Here is a 15,737-nt window from a genome sequence, read left to right as displayed (position 1 = left end):
ATTGGGGCCACTGAAACGTGGCCCCTTTTATATCGGAAATCAGCCCTTTTATGCCTGATTACGCGCTAAGAGGATGTAAAACGCGCGAGGACGAATTCCACCAGCAATCGAACGCGCAAAGGCACTTGTTCGCGGTCTCGATAGAGCAAAAATAGCGTACGCGCTCGACTGCACCATTGCGGCAATACGCGCTGTAATTCGCCCTGTTCTATCAAAGGTAGCGCGGAATAATCAGGAATATAGCCAATGCCAAATCCGGCCTGCACGGCATGGGTTAACATTTCAATTTCATCCACTTCGGCACGTATGCCCGTGGTGGCTTGATAATCAAACGCTTCCCCCGTTTGATGGTGTGTGAGCTCCCAAACCGTCATCGGATGACAAATCACCACCGGCTGACCACTCAGATCATTGGGTGAGCGCACGTCGTGATAGTCACTGTCAGGACTGGCACACAAAATGAAGTGAATATCGGTTAGCGGCCGTGCAATCCAATTTTCTACCACTGGATTCCCAACCCGAAACACCACATCCATGCCTTCCGCTTCAATATCTATCAAGCTATTGGAAAAGTTAAGATCCAGTTGAATCTCGGGGTACTCACGCATAAAGTCGAAAAAGACCCGGCGTAAAAACTGTTTACCGGCATTGATCGGTGCGCTAATACGAATTTTGCCTTGGGGGTGATGTTTCTCACTGACGAGATCATCATTGAGTGCCTGCAACTCATCGAACAATCCTGCGGCACGATCAAAGTAGCGATGACCAATTTGGGTCAGCGAGATACGATGTGCATCGCGATTGAGTAAACGCAGAGCAAGATCCTGTTCAAGCTGGCGAATACGACGACTTAGGGTGGATTGTGGCATGGCAAGCTGCTGCGCCGCGGCTTTAAAGCTCCCTAGCTGCGCCACGGTACAAAAACAGCGCAAATCGTCTAACGAATAGTTAGGTTTCATATTTGGAATCTACCGTTCTGATATTGCCGGTTTATTCATATTTTGAAACTTATACACTAGCGCACATCACTCAACAAGTCAGGTCTTGCTATGACAACTACTGCTTCACTGTGGAAAGCCGTTGCCCTTCTCATTTTATGTGCCTTTTTTTGGGGCAGCACGTTTCCAATTGGTAAAGATGCGCTGAATGAAGTGAATGCGCTCACCTTGGTCTTTTGGCGCTTTGCCGTCGCCGCAATGTGTCTAGGCGTTTATCTCAAGCTCACCCGTACCCGCGTCCCCACACTCAGCGCTAAACAATGGCTGTGGGCAACCACCGTCAGCGCCGTAGGCATTGGCGGCCTGAACCTCTGTTTGTTCACTGGGCTCGAGTATACCCAAGCGACCAATGGGTCATTAATCATGGCGCTCAACCCGCTAGTCACTTCACTTATCGCCTGTATCGCGATTCGCGCATTGCCACGTAAAGGGCAAGTTTTCAGCTTGGTGGTGAGTTTATCTGGCGTGCTTGTGGTGATCACCAATGGTCAATGGCAGATGCTCAGCCAATTAAACTTTAACCAAGGCGATCAGATGATTTTTACTGGCATGTTTGCATGGAGTGCATACACCTTCTTCAGCCAAGGCATTGGCCGCTGGATGCCGGTGATCCCCTACACGTTTTTGGGCATGCTGAGTGGCACAACCGTCATTGGTATCATGTGTGCACTGACCCCAAAGGTTCATCCATTTGGCGAAGTCTGGGCTGCAAGTCCGCTGGCCGTCTCCGAACTCCTGTATATCGGTGTGCTGGGTACTGTCGCCGGTTACTTACTCTGGCTCAACGGTGTGCGCCATCTAGGTTCAGCCAATGCGGCACTCTTTTTTAACTTTGTGCCTGTGTTCGCGGTACTCACCGCATTTTTGATGGGACAAGCCGTGAGCCAACTTCAGGTGGTGGGCATTGTGATTGTGATCGCTGGGCTATTGCTGCCACGCCTCCCTCACCCACGCTATTGGCGCGTTGCTCGCGTCGCGTAGTCGTACTGGTGTAATACAATTAAATGTTAATGGGGGCGCACCATGGAGTCATGGCCACAATGCGCTGCCCATTATTGGTATGCACTATCTTGCAAACCGAGTAACGCTATATGGGTGCATGTCGACGTCCGGGGTTTCTCCGTCCATCATTTGCCCTAGCAATTTTCCTGTGGCTGGGCCTAGCGTAAATCCTTGATGTCCGTGGCCAAAGGCTAACCACAGCCCTTTTCGTTCGGGTGCCTCACCTATCACCGGCTTCATGTCGGGCATGCATGGACGCCCACCTTTCCATGGCGTTTCATCAACACGTTCACCGATCGGATACAAAGCCCGCGCTTCTTGCTCGGCGGCTAGAAGCTGACTCTGATCCATGGGCGCATCCAAGGCGGTTAGCTCTGCGCCCGTAGTTAAACGGACACCTGCGCGCATCGGTGCTAATAAGTACCCCACTTCGGCATCCATGATCCAATGATTAAGCGGCTTTTTCTCATCGCTTTGGTAATGCATATGATAGCCACGCTTGGTAAACAGAGGCACTTCCAGACCTTGTTGACGCAACCAGTAAGAGGACCAAGGGCCCATTGCCATTACGACTTGGTCAGCATGTAACTGACCGTCATCGGTATTAATCACCCATTGTTCGCCACTTTGTTGCAATGATTGCAAGTTCGCGAGCTTTACCTCACCGCCCTTAGCGATGACATCGTCGGCATAAGCCTTAACCAAGGCGCCAGGATCAGTGACAGTCCAGGGTTGCTTCCAGTGGATTGCACCTGCAACCGGGGCAGTTAAACTGGGCTCCATTCGCGCCACTTGCTCACCGTCTAGCACCTGGTATTCCACGCCGTAGAGCGCCTTATCTGACGCAGCTCGCGCACACTCTTCGTCTAAGGCTTTTTGGGTGCGGAATAGCTTTAGGTAACCCTCTTTACGGATCAATGACTCCGCTTGAGCCGATGTAATCATCTCCTCATGAGTCTCTAAAGATTGCATGATTAGCGCCGCATACTCTGGCACCAATTGTTTATATTTACTCTCACTGGAATAGTGCCAATATTGTAATAACGGGTGGGCGGCTCGGATCACACTGGTGGGACGGTAGCGGATGTCGACGGAACGATTCGGCAATACACGCAACAAGGTGGCAAGATCACGCGGAAAGGCATAAGGCCTCACTGCTTCGCGCTGAATGATCCCGGCATTGCCAAACGAGGTCTCTTGTCCGGGGCTCACCCTATCAATAACTGTGACATCGTAACCTCGGTTTAAAAGGTGCCACGCCACCGACACACCGACCATGCCTGCACCTAATACCACTACCCGTTTTGCCATACTTCGCTCCCTGAATAACTTGAAATTATGCGTTTATTGTACTTTTCTCTGATAAATGACAGGTGTTTGCTTTTTGCTCATAAGTTACAATCTTTTAACCCACGCGGGTAGAGGCGTTTCACAATTTATCTCACAGTTTTTCTACCACTATGAGTGCCTGACATGTGCGCTCAAGCAAGCGAATCGCTATCAATGAAACAATTCACTGTTTTTACTGATTCCAGCTAACTAGCGCACACTTCCAGCAGAGAAACAGGGACACGTGGTTACTATTTACACCTAGCTATGTGAGAGTGATGGAACACATTCGACGTAGAAGGAAGCAATATGGCTGACTATGATCCAAACAAAGGCTTCGTCGCCATCCTGGGATGGAGCCTAAATGCAATTGATGCGATTAGCCGTTTCGATCGTAAATATGTCGTTGTTGCCCCAACATGGGCAGAAGAGTATGCCAAAGAACACGATATCCCCTATTTACCGTGGGACTTTGAGCGCCTCAACGATCGCTCATTTGAAATTGCCACCACCTTGCAAGAAATGGGTGTCGATGTCGCCATTCCACTGTTCGAAGAAACCGTAGAGTGGGCCGGCGCTATTAACGCCGTGCTGCTTAAAAACCCCAAACTGATGGGACAGTCACTTCTCTTCCGTGATAAGTCTTTGATGAAACGCCGTGCACAAATCGGCGGTATTCGGGTTGGGATCTTTGAAGAAGCGCAAGACAAATCTGATGTCGTTCGTTTTCTACGTCGAGTTAACCAAGCGTTGCTCAAACTTGATGGCGACCCCAACGATCCCATTCACCTGAAAGCCTTTGACAAAGCTGGCTGCGAAGGCCATTGGATGGTGCGTGAGCCTGATGATCTCGACCGTGTCTCCGATGAAGAGTTTCCGCTATTGATGGAAAGCCACCTCGATGGTTGGGAGTTCGCGGTCGAAGCATTTATTAAAAACCGCAAGATCCAGTTTCTAAACATCTCCGAATACGTCACTCTCGGCTACTCAGTGTTTGTTCCTGCCTCCCCCGAGTTGGAAAAATATCGGGAAAAAGTGACCCAGGAAATCGAGAAGCTGATCGAAGCGTTTGATATTGATTTTGGCTTTATCCACCCTGAATACTTTGTGACCAACGATGGGCAAATGTACTTCGGTGAAGTGGCTTACCGCCCACCCGGTTTCCAAGGCTTTGAAATTATTGAACGTGTCTACGATTTTAACTGCTATCAAGGCATGGTCGTCGCCTTCGACCCACACACGACTGATGAGGAGCTAGAGGCCTTTTTCCCAACGCCTATCAAAGATGCAAAAGGGGTCGCAGGTACCTTTGGGGTCTATCCAAGACGCCGGGTGGTGAGTCAATTAGCCATTCCTGAAGAGACCGAGAATCACGAGTACTTTGAGTTCCATGAACTACAATCACCGATGGAAGGGAAAGTGCCTAAACGCAGTGCATTTGGCACACACTGGGGCTTGCTACACTTTTATGGTGAAGACCCACACGTTATGCGTGACTTATTAAAAGCACAGGAAGATCTTGATTTCTATGTCTAGCTTACTGAATAAGCTTGATCATGCCGTTGAACAACTTGGTCAAGTGAGTTCCATCGCCAAAGCACGCCACCAATTTCATGTGATTGATATTTGTGGGCGTGTATTGGCGCAGGATGACGGCATTAACCAACTGTACTCTCGCATTGTCTCGCTCACAGAGGCAGGCCTTTTTGAGGGCACAGATTGGGGGCAGCCCGAGTATCTCGTACCGAATCTCGTGCCAGACACACTCGCGCATGCCGACAAAGCCACCGTGGTGCTAGATTGTCTCAGCCAGCTTCGAATGCTGGCTATCGTCGAGGGGAAGCTCTCTTCCCCGCCTTTTTCCCAACAAGAAGCACACCAATTTCTTGCCAAAGTCTTAAGCCTCAATTTAGCACTCGTAATGGGTCTTACCGATGAGTCGAGCCGTATTCGACTCGGCGCAACGGCCCCTGCCATTAGCACCCTATATCGTTTTATTCTCAGCCATTTGGGCTATGAAACCATTCTCAGCGAGCTGGTTGATGAAGTTTGGCGTGTACTCGCGCAGCGCCCCATTCAGGTCAATCCAATTAAGGCGATGATCAATCAGATTTCTATCTTGGTGTCGCAAGAACAGATTAACTTAGGTGAAGCCAAGCTCGGCATCGATCGCCTTGTTAGTGCGTTATACGGCCCAACCCAGGGCTGCTATGACGATCCGGGGTTGGACGCTTACTGCGAGCGTTTGAATGCAATGGACAGCAATGCTTTGCAACAGGAGGCGATGGGCTTTGCACGGGCGATGCACGATGTCGGTTTAGCCTCTGATTACCACGCCATATTTTTACGATGGTTACTGGACAATGAGGGCAGCGACACACTCCCCACCGCGCTAGGTTTAAGTAATACTGGTTTAGACTGCCTAGTGACCTATCGTCAGCTTGTGCACACACTGATCCAGGAAGCCATTTATCCGCAAACCGCGCAAGCTGTGTATGGTTTGGCAATGATGCTGGAGCGGGGTGTACTGTTCGATGCGCCTGTCGCCCCGAGTCTGTGGCGCCAGATTCATCTCAATCTGCATCCAGACGTCGCTGCGACGCTTACCCTCGCCTTTGGTGACCAGCTACCTGCGCGCGTTCACCTGCTAGCAGGTGTCATGTCAGTGCTTGGCCAGCCGCTGGGTGTGGCTCAAGGTAACAATCCGACTTGCCAATCGGCACGCGCGATATCCATGTGGGCATATAATGACCCCGATTACCTACTCAACTGTATTGTGCAAGTGGCGTGTAACCAAAGCCTCCGCATGCATTTTGAAGGACAATCGTTAGACTCTCATACCCTCTTGCAGGGACTAAGCACCGCGTTACCATTTGATACCGATCCAGTTTCAGTTGTCCTCGTCCCACATCTGGACAAACTTTATATTGAAATGGGTCGGCTTTGTGTTAATCGTGAGCAAGACCCGCATAAATGGATCAACCCCGAGTTCCATGGTTGGTACGTGGGACGAGAGTTCATGATTGCGGTTGACGTTAAAACAGGACAACTCAAAGAGTTTGATAGTTTTATCGAGCGCTTCTACCGCAGTTATCATCCACTTTATAACGGCAATATCCCCGTTATACACCCCCAACCGGTAGGGATCGCCGTCACCAGCAGCCAGGGTCGATTTGTCGGCTGGCATGCAATCACTTTGATACGTATTGCCCTCGATCAAGACAGCATCATGCGGGTGTATTTCTACAACCCCAATAATGATAGCGGCCAAGACTGGGGACATGGCGTCGTGGTGTCAACGCAAGGGAAAGGAGAACAGTACGGGGAAGCCTCCCTGCCCTTTGAGCAATTTTTGTCCCGTCTATACCTATACCACGACGACACCATCCAGGTCGGTGTTAAAAGCGCACTGCCGGACGATGCGATTAATGAGATAAAGCGTATGGCTCTCGAGAGCTGGGCGCAGGATCGCGTAGAAAACAGCCCGGACATCGCTGTTAATGGCTAACAACCAACCTGTTCAGTGCTAGCTATCCCACTGAACAGGTGGTTATTATTTATTCAACCAGGCCTTTAAGTGTCAAAGACTTATCCCCACCTATTAGTGTAAGTTGATAAAAAATGAGGCTACACAACCATGGATGCGCCACATTCACCACTGAAAACACCGCCTCAGACCTCAAACGCTGAGGGGAAAACGCGTCGCGTAGGCGTTGAGATAGAGCTCAGTGGCCTAGAACTGGATACCATCACCCAATTAGTGGCTGATTTTTTCTCTCTTAGCGTTAAACGTGGTGGCCGGTATGACCGTCGCTTGGACGGAGACAAAGCCGGAGACTGGGTGGTTGAGCTCGACTATGCCAAACTCAAGCGCTTGGGACAAAGCGATCGCAGTGAAAACACCGTGACCAATCGACTGGATCAATCCGCCGAAGATCTCTTGGCATGGGCGGCAAAAGCCTTTGTCCCCGTAGAAATTGTCGGCCCACCTCTCCCGCTTGACCGCTTGCAAGAGGTTGACCGACTCATTGCTCATCTCCGCCAGCAAGGCGCTGAAGGAACCGAAGACAGCCCAGTTTATGCATTCGGCATGCAGCTCAATCCAGAGCTGCCTGATTTAACTGCCAAGACAATCTGTGCGCATTTAAAAGCATTTTTATGTTTGTATGACTGGCTTTTAAAACGGGCCGACATTGATCTATCGCGACGTCTAACCAACTACGTCGACCCTTTCCCGAAAGCATATATTGAACGTGTGCTAGCCGCTGATTATTGGCCGGATCTGAATACCCTGATTGATGACTACCTTGCGGATAATCCCACGCGAAACCGTGCGCTAGATATGCTGCCCTTATTCACTCACCTTGATGCTGAGCGAGTGAATAAAGTCATTAATGATGGGCTCACACAAGCGCGGCCCACGTTTCATTATCGGTTGCCGGATAGCAAAGTCAGCCAACCAAACTGGGGCATTCACGAAGCATGGAACGATTGGGTGGAAGTCGAAAAACTCGCCGCCGATCCTGCGCGATTGGACGCATGTTGCAAAGCCTATTTGGGCTATCTCAACGACCCATTAGCGCGTATCGTCAATAACTGGGCGGAAAAGGTGCACAATTTATGGATAAACCCGTCATCGCAATAACCGGCCCGAGTAAAGGCGCAAGGCTGCCACGTTTTTTTGTTGCCGCGGCAGTTAAACTTTACGGTGGCAAACCGTTACAGTTGCACCCCGGAACCGCCTTAGATCCAGACGCCTATCATGGCGTAGTGATTACCGGCGGGCATGATGTCGAGCCTGTTTTGTATGCTGCGGAGCCCGAAGTCAAACCCAACTACGATTCTGAACGCGATGCCCTGGAGAGCGCGGTTATCAAAAGCGCGCTAGCAAGCCAAAAGCCCTTGCTGGGGATTTGCCGTGGTGCGCAACTTCTCAACATTTGCTTAGGCGGCACCTTGCACCAAAGCTTGCGCGAGCAACGTAAAAAAACCTCTCATCGCTGGACAATATTCCCGATGAAAACCTTGTGTATATTGCGTGATGTCAACGGCCACATCCAGCAACGACTGGGACAAGGCAGACGCAAAATAAACAGCCTGCACAACCAAGCGATTAACGCGTTAGGCGAGGATTTAACGGTTAGCGCACGTGATTTAGATGGCATTGTACAAGCCATTGAGTCGCCCAACCGCCCCTATACACTGGGGGTTCAGTGGCATCCGGAATTTTTGCTGTATCTTGGCTGTCAGCGTGCGCTGTTCAAAGGCTTAGTCGAGCACGCAACGCGCTTCCAGCAGCAACAAGCGGCCTCTCAGTAAACATGTCTGTTAGTTGGTGAAAAACAAAAACGCCGAGGCACATTCGCTCGGCGTTATCAGGTAGCGATTAACGCTTTGACCGCGCGTTCAGTCGCTTCTCTATTTGGCGTTTTTCCCACTTATCACCAAAGAGATCGACAATGCCCAGAGCACTGACACCGTGGCTGACCACTGCAATCCCCCATCCCATTGCAGCCCACCAAGCCCAGTAATAGCCGGGGCTAGTTTGCCAGTTGATAATAAACAAAATCGCCATCACGACCACATAGCGCGTCAAATGAGAATAAAACCCGCCGAGGGCACGGACGCGATTGGCAATCGCTCTTTCTTCAGAACTGATTGAAGTATCTGCCTGCATGTCTGTCTCCTTTTGCAAATCAGTAATGTCGATATCAAACACAGCAGCCAACGATTTCAGCGACTCCAATCCGGGTTTGTGGCCGCGCTCGATACGTTGAATCGTTCGAACACTTAACCCACTAAATTGTGCTAATTGGTCTTGCGACCACCCTTTTTGAACTCTGAGTGCTTTCACGTTCATCCTTGCTCCTTTGTGCTCTTCCCTATCGACACTATGCAAAATGGGGGCGACATTACCACGACAGCATCCCGACACCTTAACGACAGTTATTTAAAATCAATCACTTACAAAAAACCACCCAATAGCCAATCCGCGTATTTTACCCTTAGCAAAAGGTATCAATATACAAGGCTTCGACCTTATCGCGCGCCCACTGCGTTTTACGCAAAAATTTCAACGATGATTTCATCGAAGGATCGTTAGAAAAACAGTTCACATTGATGTGTTGGTAGAGGCCTGACCAACCATAGTGTTCAACCAAACGGGTCAAAATCGTTTGTAGGGTTAACCCGTGCAGCGGGTTATTAGGTTGTGTATCCATAAGGGTTCTCAGCAACTCGAGCACGCGCTCGTCAATAAAAGCGCTACTCTACGTGACGATATTGCAAAACGCGAGATCAACTGATCCACTCAGTCTTATTTCATTCCGCCACTTTAGCATAAACCACAGTGCTAGAAATGGCGCCGCTCGGCAAGATACGGTCATTGGTAAGAGTCGCCTCTTGGTGATACCCACAACGCTCGGCCACCGCGCGGCTGCGGGTGTTTTCGTAGGCGGTTTTGATTTCAACTCGCTTGGCATTAAGGCCATCAAACGCGTACTGCTCTAGCGTCCTCACCGCTTCGCTCATATAGCCAAGGCCTTCTTTAGAGCTCCGCAGCCAATAGCCTATTTCAAAATAAGGAATCGCGATATTACGGATGATTAAGCTGATCACACCCACCAGTTGCCCCGTCGACTTTTCAAAAATCGAGTAGCGTAGCTCATTAATAAACATGTCGAAGTCATCAATCGCTTGTTGGGTGTTTTCAACTGAGCTCGATTCGGTCAGCGCGTGCGGAAGCCAATCCATAAAAGGAGCAAGGGTGTGCTGGCTTTCCAATACGGCTTCTAAAATGAAAGGCTGATGGGTCATATTGGGTGCCACCAGCAACAGACGATCGCTGTCCAGTTGGTCTACGCGCGGGGAGTCATCCATTAATGTCCACCCAGTACCGCGCCAATGATTCATTGAACACTTCACCATCGATGATGTTTTCTAACATGCCGCCATTGGCTTCAATCACTTTGCGCGATGCCATATTGTCTTCATTCGCGGTAATGAGGGCGCGAATGATCCCCAGTTCTCTTGCCTTGGGCAGCGCTAAGGCTAACATTTGCTTGCCGCATCCGCGTCCACGATATGACGGCGCAATATCGTAACCAATGTGTCCGGCTTCTTGAGATAGAAATGGCGTATTAATGTGATGGCGGATCCGAATTGCGCCAATGATTTGTGGCTCAGCATCAAGCAGCCAAAAATGACTACACGGCACATAACCTTTACGAAGGTTTTTACCCAATGACTCATCCGTTAACCGCGTCACGTAAGTGGGGAAATCGTCTTTCCCCGGTCGATAATAACCGGCATTCTCGGGGTCAAACTGAGCAAAATCATCATAAAAGCGCGTAAAGGCTGCTTGATGATGGTGTGCGGGGACGACTAATTCCATGTGCTTGTTCCAATTCCTGTCTTAAAGCTAGGCTATCTCATTGATATTGAGAAATAAACATCCTTGTCTCTCTTGTTGTTTTAGTTCAGCGCCTTAACCATGGTGGTGGCGCCTGAAAAGCCAACCAGCCATTTTAGGTGCGGAAAGCGGTCTTCTTTAGTGGCGACAAAACCTTTGGCTTGATAGAGCTTGCGGGCTCTGGGGTTACTATCAATCACATCCAACCGAACGCTTTCAAAGCCATGTGCTTGGGCATAATCGAGAATGGCATCCAATAATTGGGAGCCAATCCCCTGACCACGTATCGCGCTATCAACAGCAATGCCATCCATCACCAATTCATTGTGTGCCGCTTTACGCTCAAACAACGCCAATATCGCGCAGGCCCAAATGCCTTTGATAGGCCCCAAACTATCGATCAACTGTTTCGCGCCCATGCCCTGTGTCAGTGCGCCGGCTTGAGTTTGAAACCCAGCCAACCCCACCACCTTGCCGTTTTGCATAGCAGCAAACGAAAAGTCTGGAACAAAACACTGGGACAACACCGCCACGCGCGCTGCCTGATTAGGGATTGCCCGTGCAAACTTCATCCCAAACGCCTGCTCATAGAGCTCAGCCACTTTTTGTGCTTGCTCAAGTGGCCATCCTTGCCGGATCGCTATATCCATTGGCTCCCCTCAATCTTCTTCAATAAAAAACACTCACACACTTATCTTGACGTAAAGATTTTTAGCAATTATCTTTACATCAAGACAAATAATTAATCACAACTTAATCAGTTCAGCATGGTTTAACCACAAGCGTATAACAGCCACCCTTTTTACTGGCTATTGCGCGGCATAAGGACACACAGGAGTCATAACATGGAGACTAACACAATGAATATAATCGTATTTGGTGCCACGGGCGATATTGGCAGTCGAATTGTGTCGGAAGCGTTGCAACGCGGCCATAAGGTCACAGCAGTGACACGTAACGAGGCGGCATTCAGCAAGCTACCCGACGGCGTAAAACCTGTCGCCGCCAATTTGAGCGATGCGGACAAGGTGGCATCGGTAATGGCTAGTCATGATCTTGCCATTACGGCGTTACGTCCACCGACAGGCGAAGAAGCACAATTACCCGTGTTAACCCAAGCAGTCGTCCAAGGCGCAGCACATCATCAAATGCGCGTTCTGATTGTCGGCGGTGCCGCTCGACTGATGATTCCGGGCACTGACGGTGAAACCGTGTTAAACGCAGAGGGCTTTCTTCCCGCCTCAGCGGTTGAGATTGCACGCGCGTGCCAAGTGCAATATGAACAGTGCCTCGCCAGCCAAGATGTGATTTGGAGCTACCTCTCACCTGCCGCCATGATCGCACCTGGCACACGCACCGGTCAGTACACATTGGGGACAGACACCTTAGTGACAGATAGTGACGGACAGTCTCGCATTTCAATGGAAGACTTCGCGGTCGCCATGCTTGATGAGGCCGAAACCCCTAAGCATTTGCAACAAGCATTTACTGTGGGTTACCAATAATCAAAGTAAGAGCCAGCGGCCGAGTGTAGGCGCTGGCTTTTGCTTTCCAATATGTAACGCTAATCAGCCTCACTACTGAGCCACTGCTGTTTTTGCGTCACCTTGTCACAAATGTATTCACCAATCGGCATCGCAGAGGTCGCGGCTGGCGATGGCGCATTGCACACGTGTAAACTCCGCGCACTTTCGGCAAACAGAAAGTCGTGTACCAAGGTGCCGTCACTTAGCACCGCTTGAGCTCGGATCCCCGCAGGATAAGGCTTCAAATCCTTAGCTTTTATTGTCGGACAGTATTTATTGACTTGTTTGACGTAGCCCGGCTTCCACCACGAGTTTTTCAGCTCGACCAAGCCAGTCTTTAAGTTGTTGATGGTCACTTTCCAAAAGCCCGCAAACGTTAGCATTTGCCAGGTATCTTTTAGACTGAGATTGACCTTGCCATAGCCTTCTCGCTTCCAGCCTTGCACAGCGTTAGGTCCCACCGTAATGGAGCCGTCTATCATCCGCGTGAGATGGACACCTAAAAAAGGTAAGTCGGGATCGGGAATCGGATAGATAAGGTGATTCACAAAGCCTTGGTACTGGCTCGCAAGTTGATAGTACTCACCGCGGTAAGGGATAATTTGAAACGCGGTTGGGATCCCCATCATTTTGGTCATTCTATCTGCCATCAACCCACTGCATGTCACCACAAATTGGCATTGAATCGTCAGGCGCTCCCCGCTTGCTTGGCAATGGAGAGTGACTTGTTCAACCGCTTCGCTGGCTCCAATCACTCCTGTACTGAGTTGGGTGACACCGCCGAGCGCTTCAAACTCACACACCATTTGCTCGGTCACCCGCCGATAGTCAACAATGCTGGTCGCGCGAACCGCAATGGCACCTAAGCCTTTAACATTCGGCTCTTCAGCATGAAGCTCCGCCGCATCCAGCCAGCGCACGTCGATATCATTAGTTAAGCAACGTTCATAGAGCGCCTGCATCCGAGCCATCTCTTGCTCGTTGGTGGCGACCAATAGCTTGCCGCAGTTTTCGACCGCAATACCGTGTTTGGCGCAAAACTCAATGGTCAGTGCCGCCCCTCGTTTACAGAAGTCGGCTTTTAAACTGCCTGGTGGATAATAGACACCCGCGTGGATCACGCCACTGTTATGCCCGGTTTGGTGCTGGGCAACGCTTGCCTCTTTTTCCACCAGCAGCACAGAGCAGCCAGGATAACGCTGTTTTAACTGCCAAGCCGTGGACGCGCCAACAATACCACCACCGACAACTACATAATCATAAACAGATTTCATACACGCCTCATGACACTGGCAGCTGAGATTGTTGCAACTGATACTTGCGCCCACTGTATATAAACAGGCTCACAAACCCAACGACGCTCACTAAGCGAAGCCACAACGGAATATCGTGCCACACTAATAAGGCACCAATCATTAATAGACAAAGGCGGCTTAGCCAGTTAATCGGCCCTTCAAGATACCCTTCAATCGCGCCAATTAAGGCATACGTGCCAATAATGGCAAAAAAGCCAACCTCTAACACCGAGGCGATATCCCAGCTGACCAAGCTGGTATAAGCAATGAGCAAAGGCACGAGATACAAGCCTTTGGCAATTTTCCACGCCATCAGCCCGGTTCGCATCGGCGGCGTTTTAGCAATGGTGGCCGCCGCAAATGCCGTCAAACAAAACGGTGGCGTCACGTTACTGTCTTGCGATAACCAAAAAATAATCAAGTGCGCAGCAAGCAGAGCCAAACTGACCGCCTCCAGCCCTAAGCTTTGCTCTAACAAAGTTTCCATAAAGTCAGCCGGCACTAAGGCAACCATTTGCTTAGCGGTTTCCATGGTCATGGGCGCATTTAAAAGATCGAGTTTGTCTGGGGCCGCCAACATAAATATCGCCTTGGCTTGCTCGGGAAGCTGGCCTGATACCAGCAGCTCCAACAATTGGTTTTCAGCGATAAGCTTATACAGTGCGGGAGCTGACAAGGTGCCCAGTACGATATAGGCAGCGGTCACTGGTAAGCCCATCCCTAACACTAACGAGGCGACAGCAATTAGCACCAGCATCATAAACAGATCACCGTTCGCCCAACCATCAATCATCAGCGAGAACGTATTACCGATACCCGTGGTGCTGATCACATTCACCACCAAACCAATACCCACGAGCAAAATGGCGGTAGTGGCCATATTTTTTGCCCCTTGCGCCAAGGCCTCGATGATCGCTTTCGGCCCCATCCGATGCTCTTTAGAAAACCAGGAAGCGAAAATCACAGAGATAATCGAAATACCCGCGGCATAGGTGGGCGTGAAGCCTTTAATCAACAAGGTGACAAGCACCGCAAGGGGGATCAGGTTATGCCAACCGCGGAGAAGCACCATCAATAAGGAGTCTTCAGTGGTAACAATCTTTTGCACGCCGCTGCGCTTTGCTTCGATGCGCACGAAAAAGCCCACCGAAAGAAAGTAGATCAGCGCAGGAACCAGTGATACGGCAATAATATCCACGTAAGGAATTTGGGTGTACGAGGCCATGATAAACGCCCCCGCCCCCATTACGGGTGGCATTAATTGTCCCCCAGTTGAAGCCGATGCCTCGACCCCAGCAGCAAAGCGCGACGGAAAACCGGCTTTTTGCATTAAAGGAATACTGATCACCCCGGTGGATACGGTATTCGCTACGCTCGAGCCTGACACTGACCCCATTAACCCAGAGCCAATCACCGCAATAAAGCCCGGTCCACCGATAATTTTGCCCGCGGCCGCACGCGCCACATTGATGATGTAATCCCCAACCCCAGAGCGAACAAGAAAGGCGCCAAATAAGATGAACATGAACACGAACGTCCAGCTAATTCGGGTGATCGCGCCAAACATCCCCTCCGAGGAGTAGTAACTGCGATATAACAGGGTTTCTAGGCTCAAGCCGGGAAAGTGAAAAATCCCCGACGCCCACTCGCCCCACAGCACGACATAGCTCAAGCACACCATAATCAAAATGGGAATAAACCACCCCATGGTACGACGAATCAGCTCCACCACAATCACAATGGCTAAGCTGGCGAATACCCAATCAGCAGTAACAAATTTTACCCCACGCGCGTATAACGCATCTTCGGCATAAGGGATATATAGCAGACACGCCACTGCACCTAACGCGATAAAAATATCGACCGCCAGCGCTATTTTATTCCGCTTCAAAGAGATATGTGCCGGGTACCAAAGCGCACAAATCACCGCAAACCCCGCAAAGTGTGTCGCCGAAATCCATAACTCGGGAAGCGTTGATAAGGTGTTAAACCAAATGTGCAATACAGACAACACCACGCCCAGCACAGTGATGGTGGTGGTCACCCAGGGAAAGTCATCGCGTGTGGGTAATTCAAATTTCTCCAACGCTGTTTCATCTGGCTCTTGCTCAACTGACTGATGCTTAACTGGCTCGCTCATCCCTTTACTCCAAGCAGTGTCTGCGTTTCCATGCAA

Annotated in this window: 15 protein-coding genes; 6 read left to right on the top strand and 9 right to left on the bottom strand. The window is 50.2% G+C overall.

Going from position 1 to position 15,737, the window contains the following annotated elements:
- Positions 1–65 precede the first annotated feature (65 nt).
- A complete protein-coding gene (locus N8M53_RS05850) occupies positions 66–959 on the bottom strand; it encodes a LysR family transcriptional regulator (RefSeq protein ID WP_269579820.1) in 894 nt (297 codons plus the stop codon).
- A 90-nt stretch (positions 960–1,049) separates the two neighbouring features.
- Here N8M53_RS05850 and N8M53_RS05845 point away from each other — a divergent pair, with 90 nt between their 5' ends.
- Complete coding sequence (locus N8M53_RS05845; protein WP_269579819.1) at positions 1,050–1,979, top strand: DMT family transporter; 930 nt, start codon at positions 1,050–1,052, stop codon at positions 1,977–1,979.
- Between the two features lie 84 nt (positions 1,980–2,063).
- On the opposite strand, the gene N8M53_RS05840 is transcribed toward N8M53_RS05845, so the two are convergent.
- Positions 2,064–3,311, bottom strand: coding sequence for an NAD(P)/FAD-dependent oxidoreductase (locus N8M53_RS05840; protein WP_269579818.1), 1,248 nt, complete (start codon positions 3,309–3,311; stop codon positions 2,064–2,066).
- A 327-nt stretch (positions 3,312–3,638) separates the two neighbouring features.
- On the opposite strand from N8M53_RS05840, the gene N8M53_RS05835 reads away from it, so the two are divergent.
- The 4 genes from N8M53_RS05835 (at position 3,639) to N8M53_RS05820 (ending at position 8,648) form a co-directional block, all read left to right on the top strand.
- Complete coding sequence (locus tag N8M53_RS05835; protein ID WP_077651347.1) at positions 3,639–4,865, top strand: ATP-grasp domain-containing protein; 1,227 nt, start codon at positions 3,639–3,641, stop codon at positions 4,863–4,865.
- Positions 4,858–6,837 (top strand): hypothetical protein, encoded by a 1,980-nt coding sequence (locus N8M53_RS05830; protein ID WP_269579817.1) that lies wholly within the window; start codon positions 4,858–4,860, stop codon positions 6,835–6,837. Before N8M53_RS05835 ends, N8M53_RS05830 begins: the two co-directional genes overlap by 8 nt.
- 129 nt (positions 6,838–6,966) lie before the next feature.
- Positions 6,967–7,974 (top strand): amidoligase family protein, encoded by a 1,008-nt coding sequence (locus tag N8M53_RS05825; protein WP_269579816.1) that lies wholly within the window; start codon positions 6,967–6,969, stop codon positions 7,972–7,974.
- Positions 7,950–8,648: a gamma-glutamyl-gamma-aminobutyrate hydrolase family protein gene (locus tag N8M53_RS05820; protein ID WP_269579815.1), complete on the top strand. Its 699-nt coding sequence runs from the start codon at positions 7,950–7,952 to the stop codon at positions 8,646–8,648. The genes N8M53_RS05825 and N8M53_RS05820 overlap by 25 nt, the downstream gene beginning before the upstream one ends.
- A gap of 67 nt (positions 8,649–8,715) precedes the next feature.
- Here the strand turns inward: N8M53_RS05820 and N8M53_RS05815 are convergent, their stop codons facing one another.
- The 5 genes from N8M53_RS05815 to N8M53_RS05795 form a co-directional block, all read right to left on the bottom strand.
- Positions 8,716–9,189, bottom strand: coding sequence for a 2TM domain-containing protein (locus N8M53_RS05815; RefSeq protein WP_269579814.1), 474 nt, complete (start codon positions 9,187–9,189; stop codon positions 8,716–8,718).
- A gap of 145 nt (positions 9,190–9,334) precedes the next feature.
- Positions 9,335–9,550 carry a VF530 family DNA-binding protein gene (locus N8M53_RS05810; RefSeq protein WP_046073336.1) on the bottom strand — a complete coding sequence of 72 codons (216 nt, stop codon included), beginning with the start codon at positions 9,548–9,550 and terminating at the stop codon, positions 9,335–9,337.
- 100 nt (positions 9,551–9,650) lie between these two features.
- Positions 9,651–10,208: a GNAT family protein gene (locus N8M53_RS05805; protein WP_332301570.1), complete on the bottom strand. Its 558-nt coding sequence runs from the start codon at positions 10,206–10,208 to the stop codon at positions 9,651–9,653.
- Complete coding sequence (locus tag N8M53_RS05800; RefSeq protein ID WP_269579813.1) at positions 10,201–10,722, bottom strand: GNAT family N-acetyltransferase; 522 nt, start codon at positions 10,720–10,722, stop codon at positions 10,201–10,203. Before N8M53_RS05800 ends, N8M53_RS05805 begins: the two co-directional genes overlap by 8 nt.
- A gap of 80 nt (positions 10,723–10,802) precedes the next feature.
- On the bottom strand, positions 10,803–11,390 hold the full coding sequence (locus N8M53_RS05795) for a GNAT family N-acetyltransferase (protein WP_269579812.1): 588 nt from the start codon (positions 11,388–11,390) through the stop codon (positions 10,803–10,805).
- 210 nt (positions 11,391–11,600) lie between these two features.
- On the opposite strand from N8M53_RS05795, the gene N8M53_RS05790 reads away from it, so the two are divergent.
- Entirely contained in the window at positions 11,601–12,245 is a 645-nt protein-coding gene (locus N8M53_RS05790; protein WP_269579811.1) for an NAD(P)-dependent oxidoreductase, read from the top strand.
- Between the two features lie 59 nt (positions 12,246–12,304).
- On the opposite strand, the gene lhgO is transcribed toward N8M53_RS05790, so the two are convergent.
- Together lhgO and N8M53_RS05780 are read right to left on the bottom strand one after the other, a co-directional pair.
- Positions 12,305–13,540, bottom strand: coding sequence for an L-2-hydroxyglutarate oxidase (lhgO, locus tag N8M53_RS05785; protein WP_269579810.1), 1,236 nt, complete (start codon positions 13,538–13,540; stop codon positions 12,305–12,307).
- Positions 13,541–13,547: 7 nt separating this feature from the next.
- Positions 13,548–15,701 (bottom strand): TRAP transporter permease, encoded by a 2,154-nt coding sequence (locus N8M53_RS05780; RefSeq protein ID WP_269579809.1) that lies wholly within the window; start codon positions 15,699–15,701, stop codon positions 13,548–13,550.
- Positions 15,702–15,737: the final 36 nt, after the last annotated feature.

Origin of the sequence: Salinivibrio kushneri (genome assembly GCF_027286325.1) — a bacterium.
Taxonomy (GTDB): Bacteria; Pseudomonadota; Gammaproteobacteria; order Enterobacterales; family Vibrionaceae; genus Salinivibrio; species Salinivibrio kushneri_A.
Note: the sequence above shows the minus strand (reverse complement) of the source record. Positions and strands in the feature narration are given on the sequence as shown.

Excerpts from the sequence above, each read along its gene's own strand:
- N8M53_RS05850 (WP_269579820.1), bottom strand. The coding sequence starts at position 959 with ATGAAACCTAACTATTCGTTAGACGATTTGCGCTGTTTTTGTACCGTG.
- N8M53_RS05845 (WP_269579819.1), top strand. The coding sequence starts at position 1,050 with ATGACAACTACTGCTTCACTGTGGAAAGCCGTTGCCCTTCTCATTTTA.
- N8M53_RS05840 (WP_269579818.1), bottom strand. The coding sequence starts at position 3,311 with ATGGCAAAACGGGTAGTGGTATTAGGTGCAGGCATGGTCGGTGTGTCG.
- N8M53_RS05835 (WP_077651347.1), top strand. The coding sequence starts at position 3,639 with ATGGCTGACTATGATCCAAACAAAGGCTTCGTCGCCATCCTGGGATGG.
- N8M53_RS05830 (WP_269579817.1), top strand. The coding sequence starts at position 4,858 with ATGTCTAGCTTACTGAATAAGCTTGATCATGCCGTTGAACAACTTGGT.
- N8M53_RS05825 (WP_269579816.1), top strand. The coding sequence starts at position 6,967 with ATGGATGCGCCACATTCACCACTGAAAACACCGCCTCAGACCTCAAAC.
- N8M53_RS05820 (WP_269579815.1), top strand. The coding sequence starts at position 7,950 with ATGGATAAACCCGTCATCGCAATAACCGGCCCGAGTAAAGGCGCAAGG.
- N8M53_RS05815 (WP_269579814.1), bottom strand. The coding sequence starts at position 9,189 with ATGAACGTGAAAGCACTCAGAGTTCAAAAAGGGTGGTCGCAAGACCAA.
- N8M53_RS05810 (WP_046073336.1), bottom strand. The coding sequence starts at position 9,550 with ATGGATACACAACCTAATAACCCGCTGCACGGGTTAACCCTACAAACG.
- N8M53_RS05805 (WP_332301570.1), bottom strand. The coding sequence starts at position 10,208 with ATGGATGACTCCCCGCGCGTAGACCAACTGGACAGCGATCGTCTGTTG.
- N8M53_RS05800 (WP_269579813.1), bottom strand. The coding sequence starts at position 10,722 with ATGGAATTAGTCGTCCCCGCACACCATCATCAAGCAGCCTTTACGCGC.
- N8M53_RS05795 (WP_269579812.1), bottom strand. The coding sequence starts at position 11,390 with ATGGATATAGCGATCCGGCAAGGATGGCCACTTGAGCAAGCACAAAAA.
- N8M53_RS05790 (WP_269579811.1), top strand. The coding sequence starts at position 11,601 with ATGAATATAATCGTATTTGGTGCCACGGGCGATATTGGCAGTCGAATT.
- lhgO (WP_269579810.1), bottom strand. The coding sequence starts at position 13,540 with ATGAAATCTGTTTATGATTATGTAGTTGTCGGTGGTGGTATTGTTGGC.
- N8M53_RS05780 (WP_269579809.1), bottom strand. The coding sequence starts at position 15,701 with ATGAGCGAGCCAGTTAAGCATCAGTCAGTTGAGCAAGAGCCAGATGAA.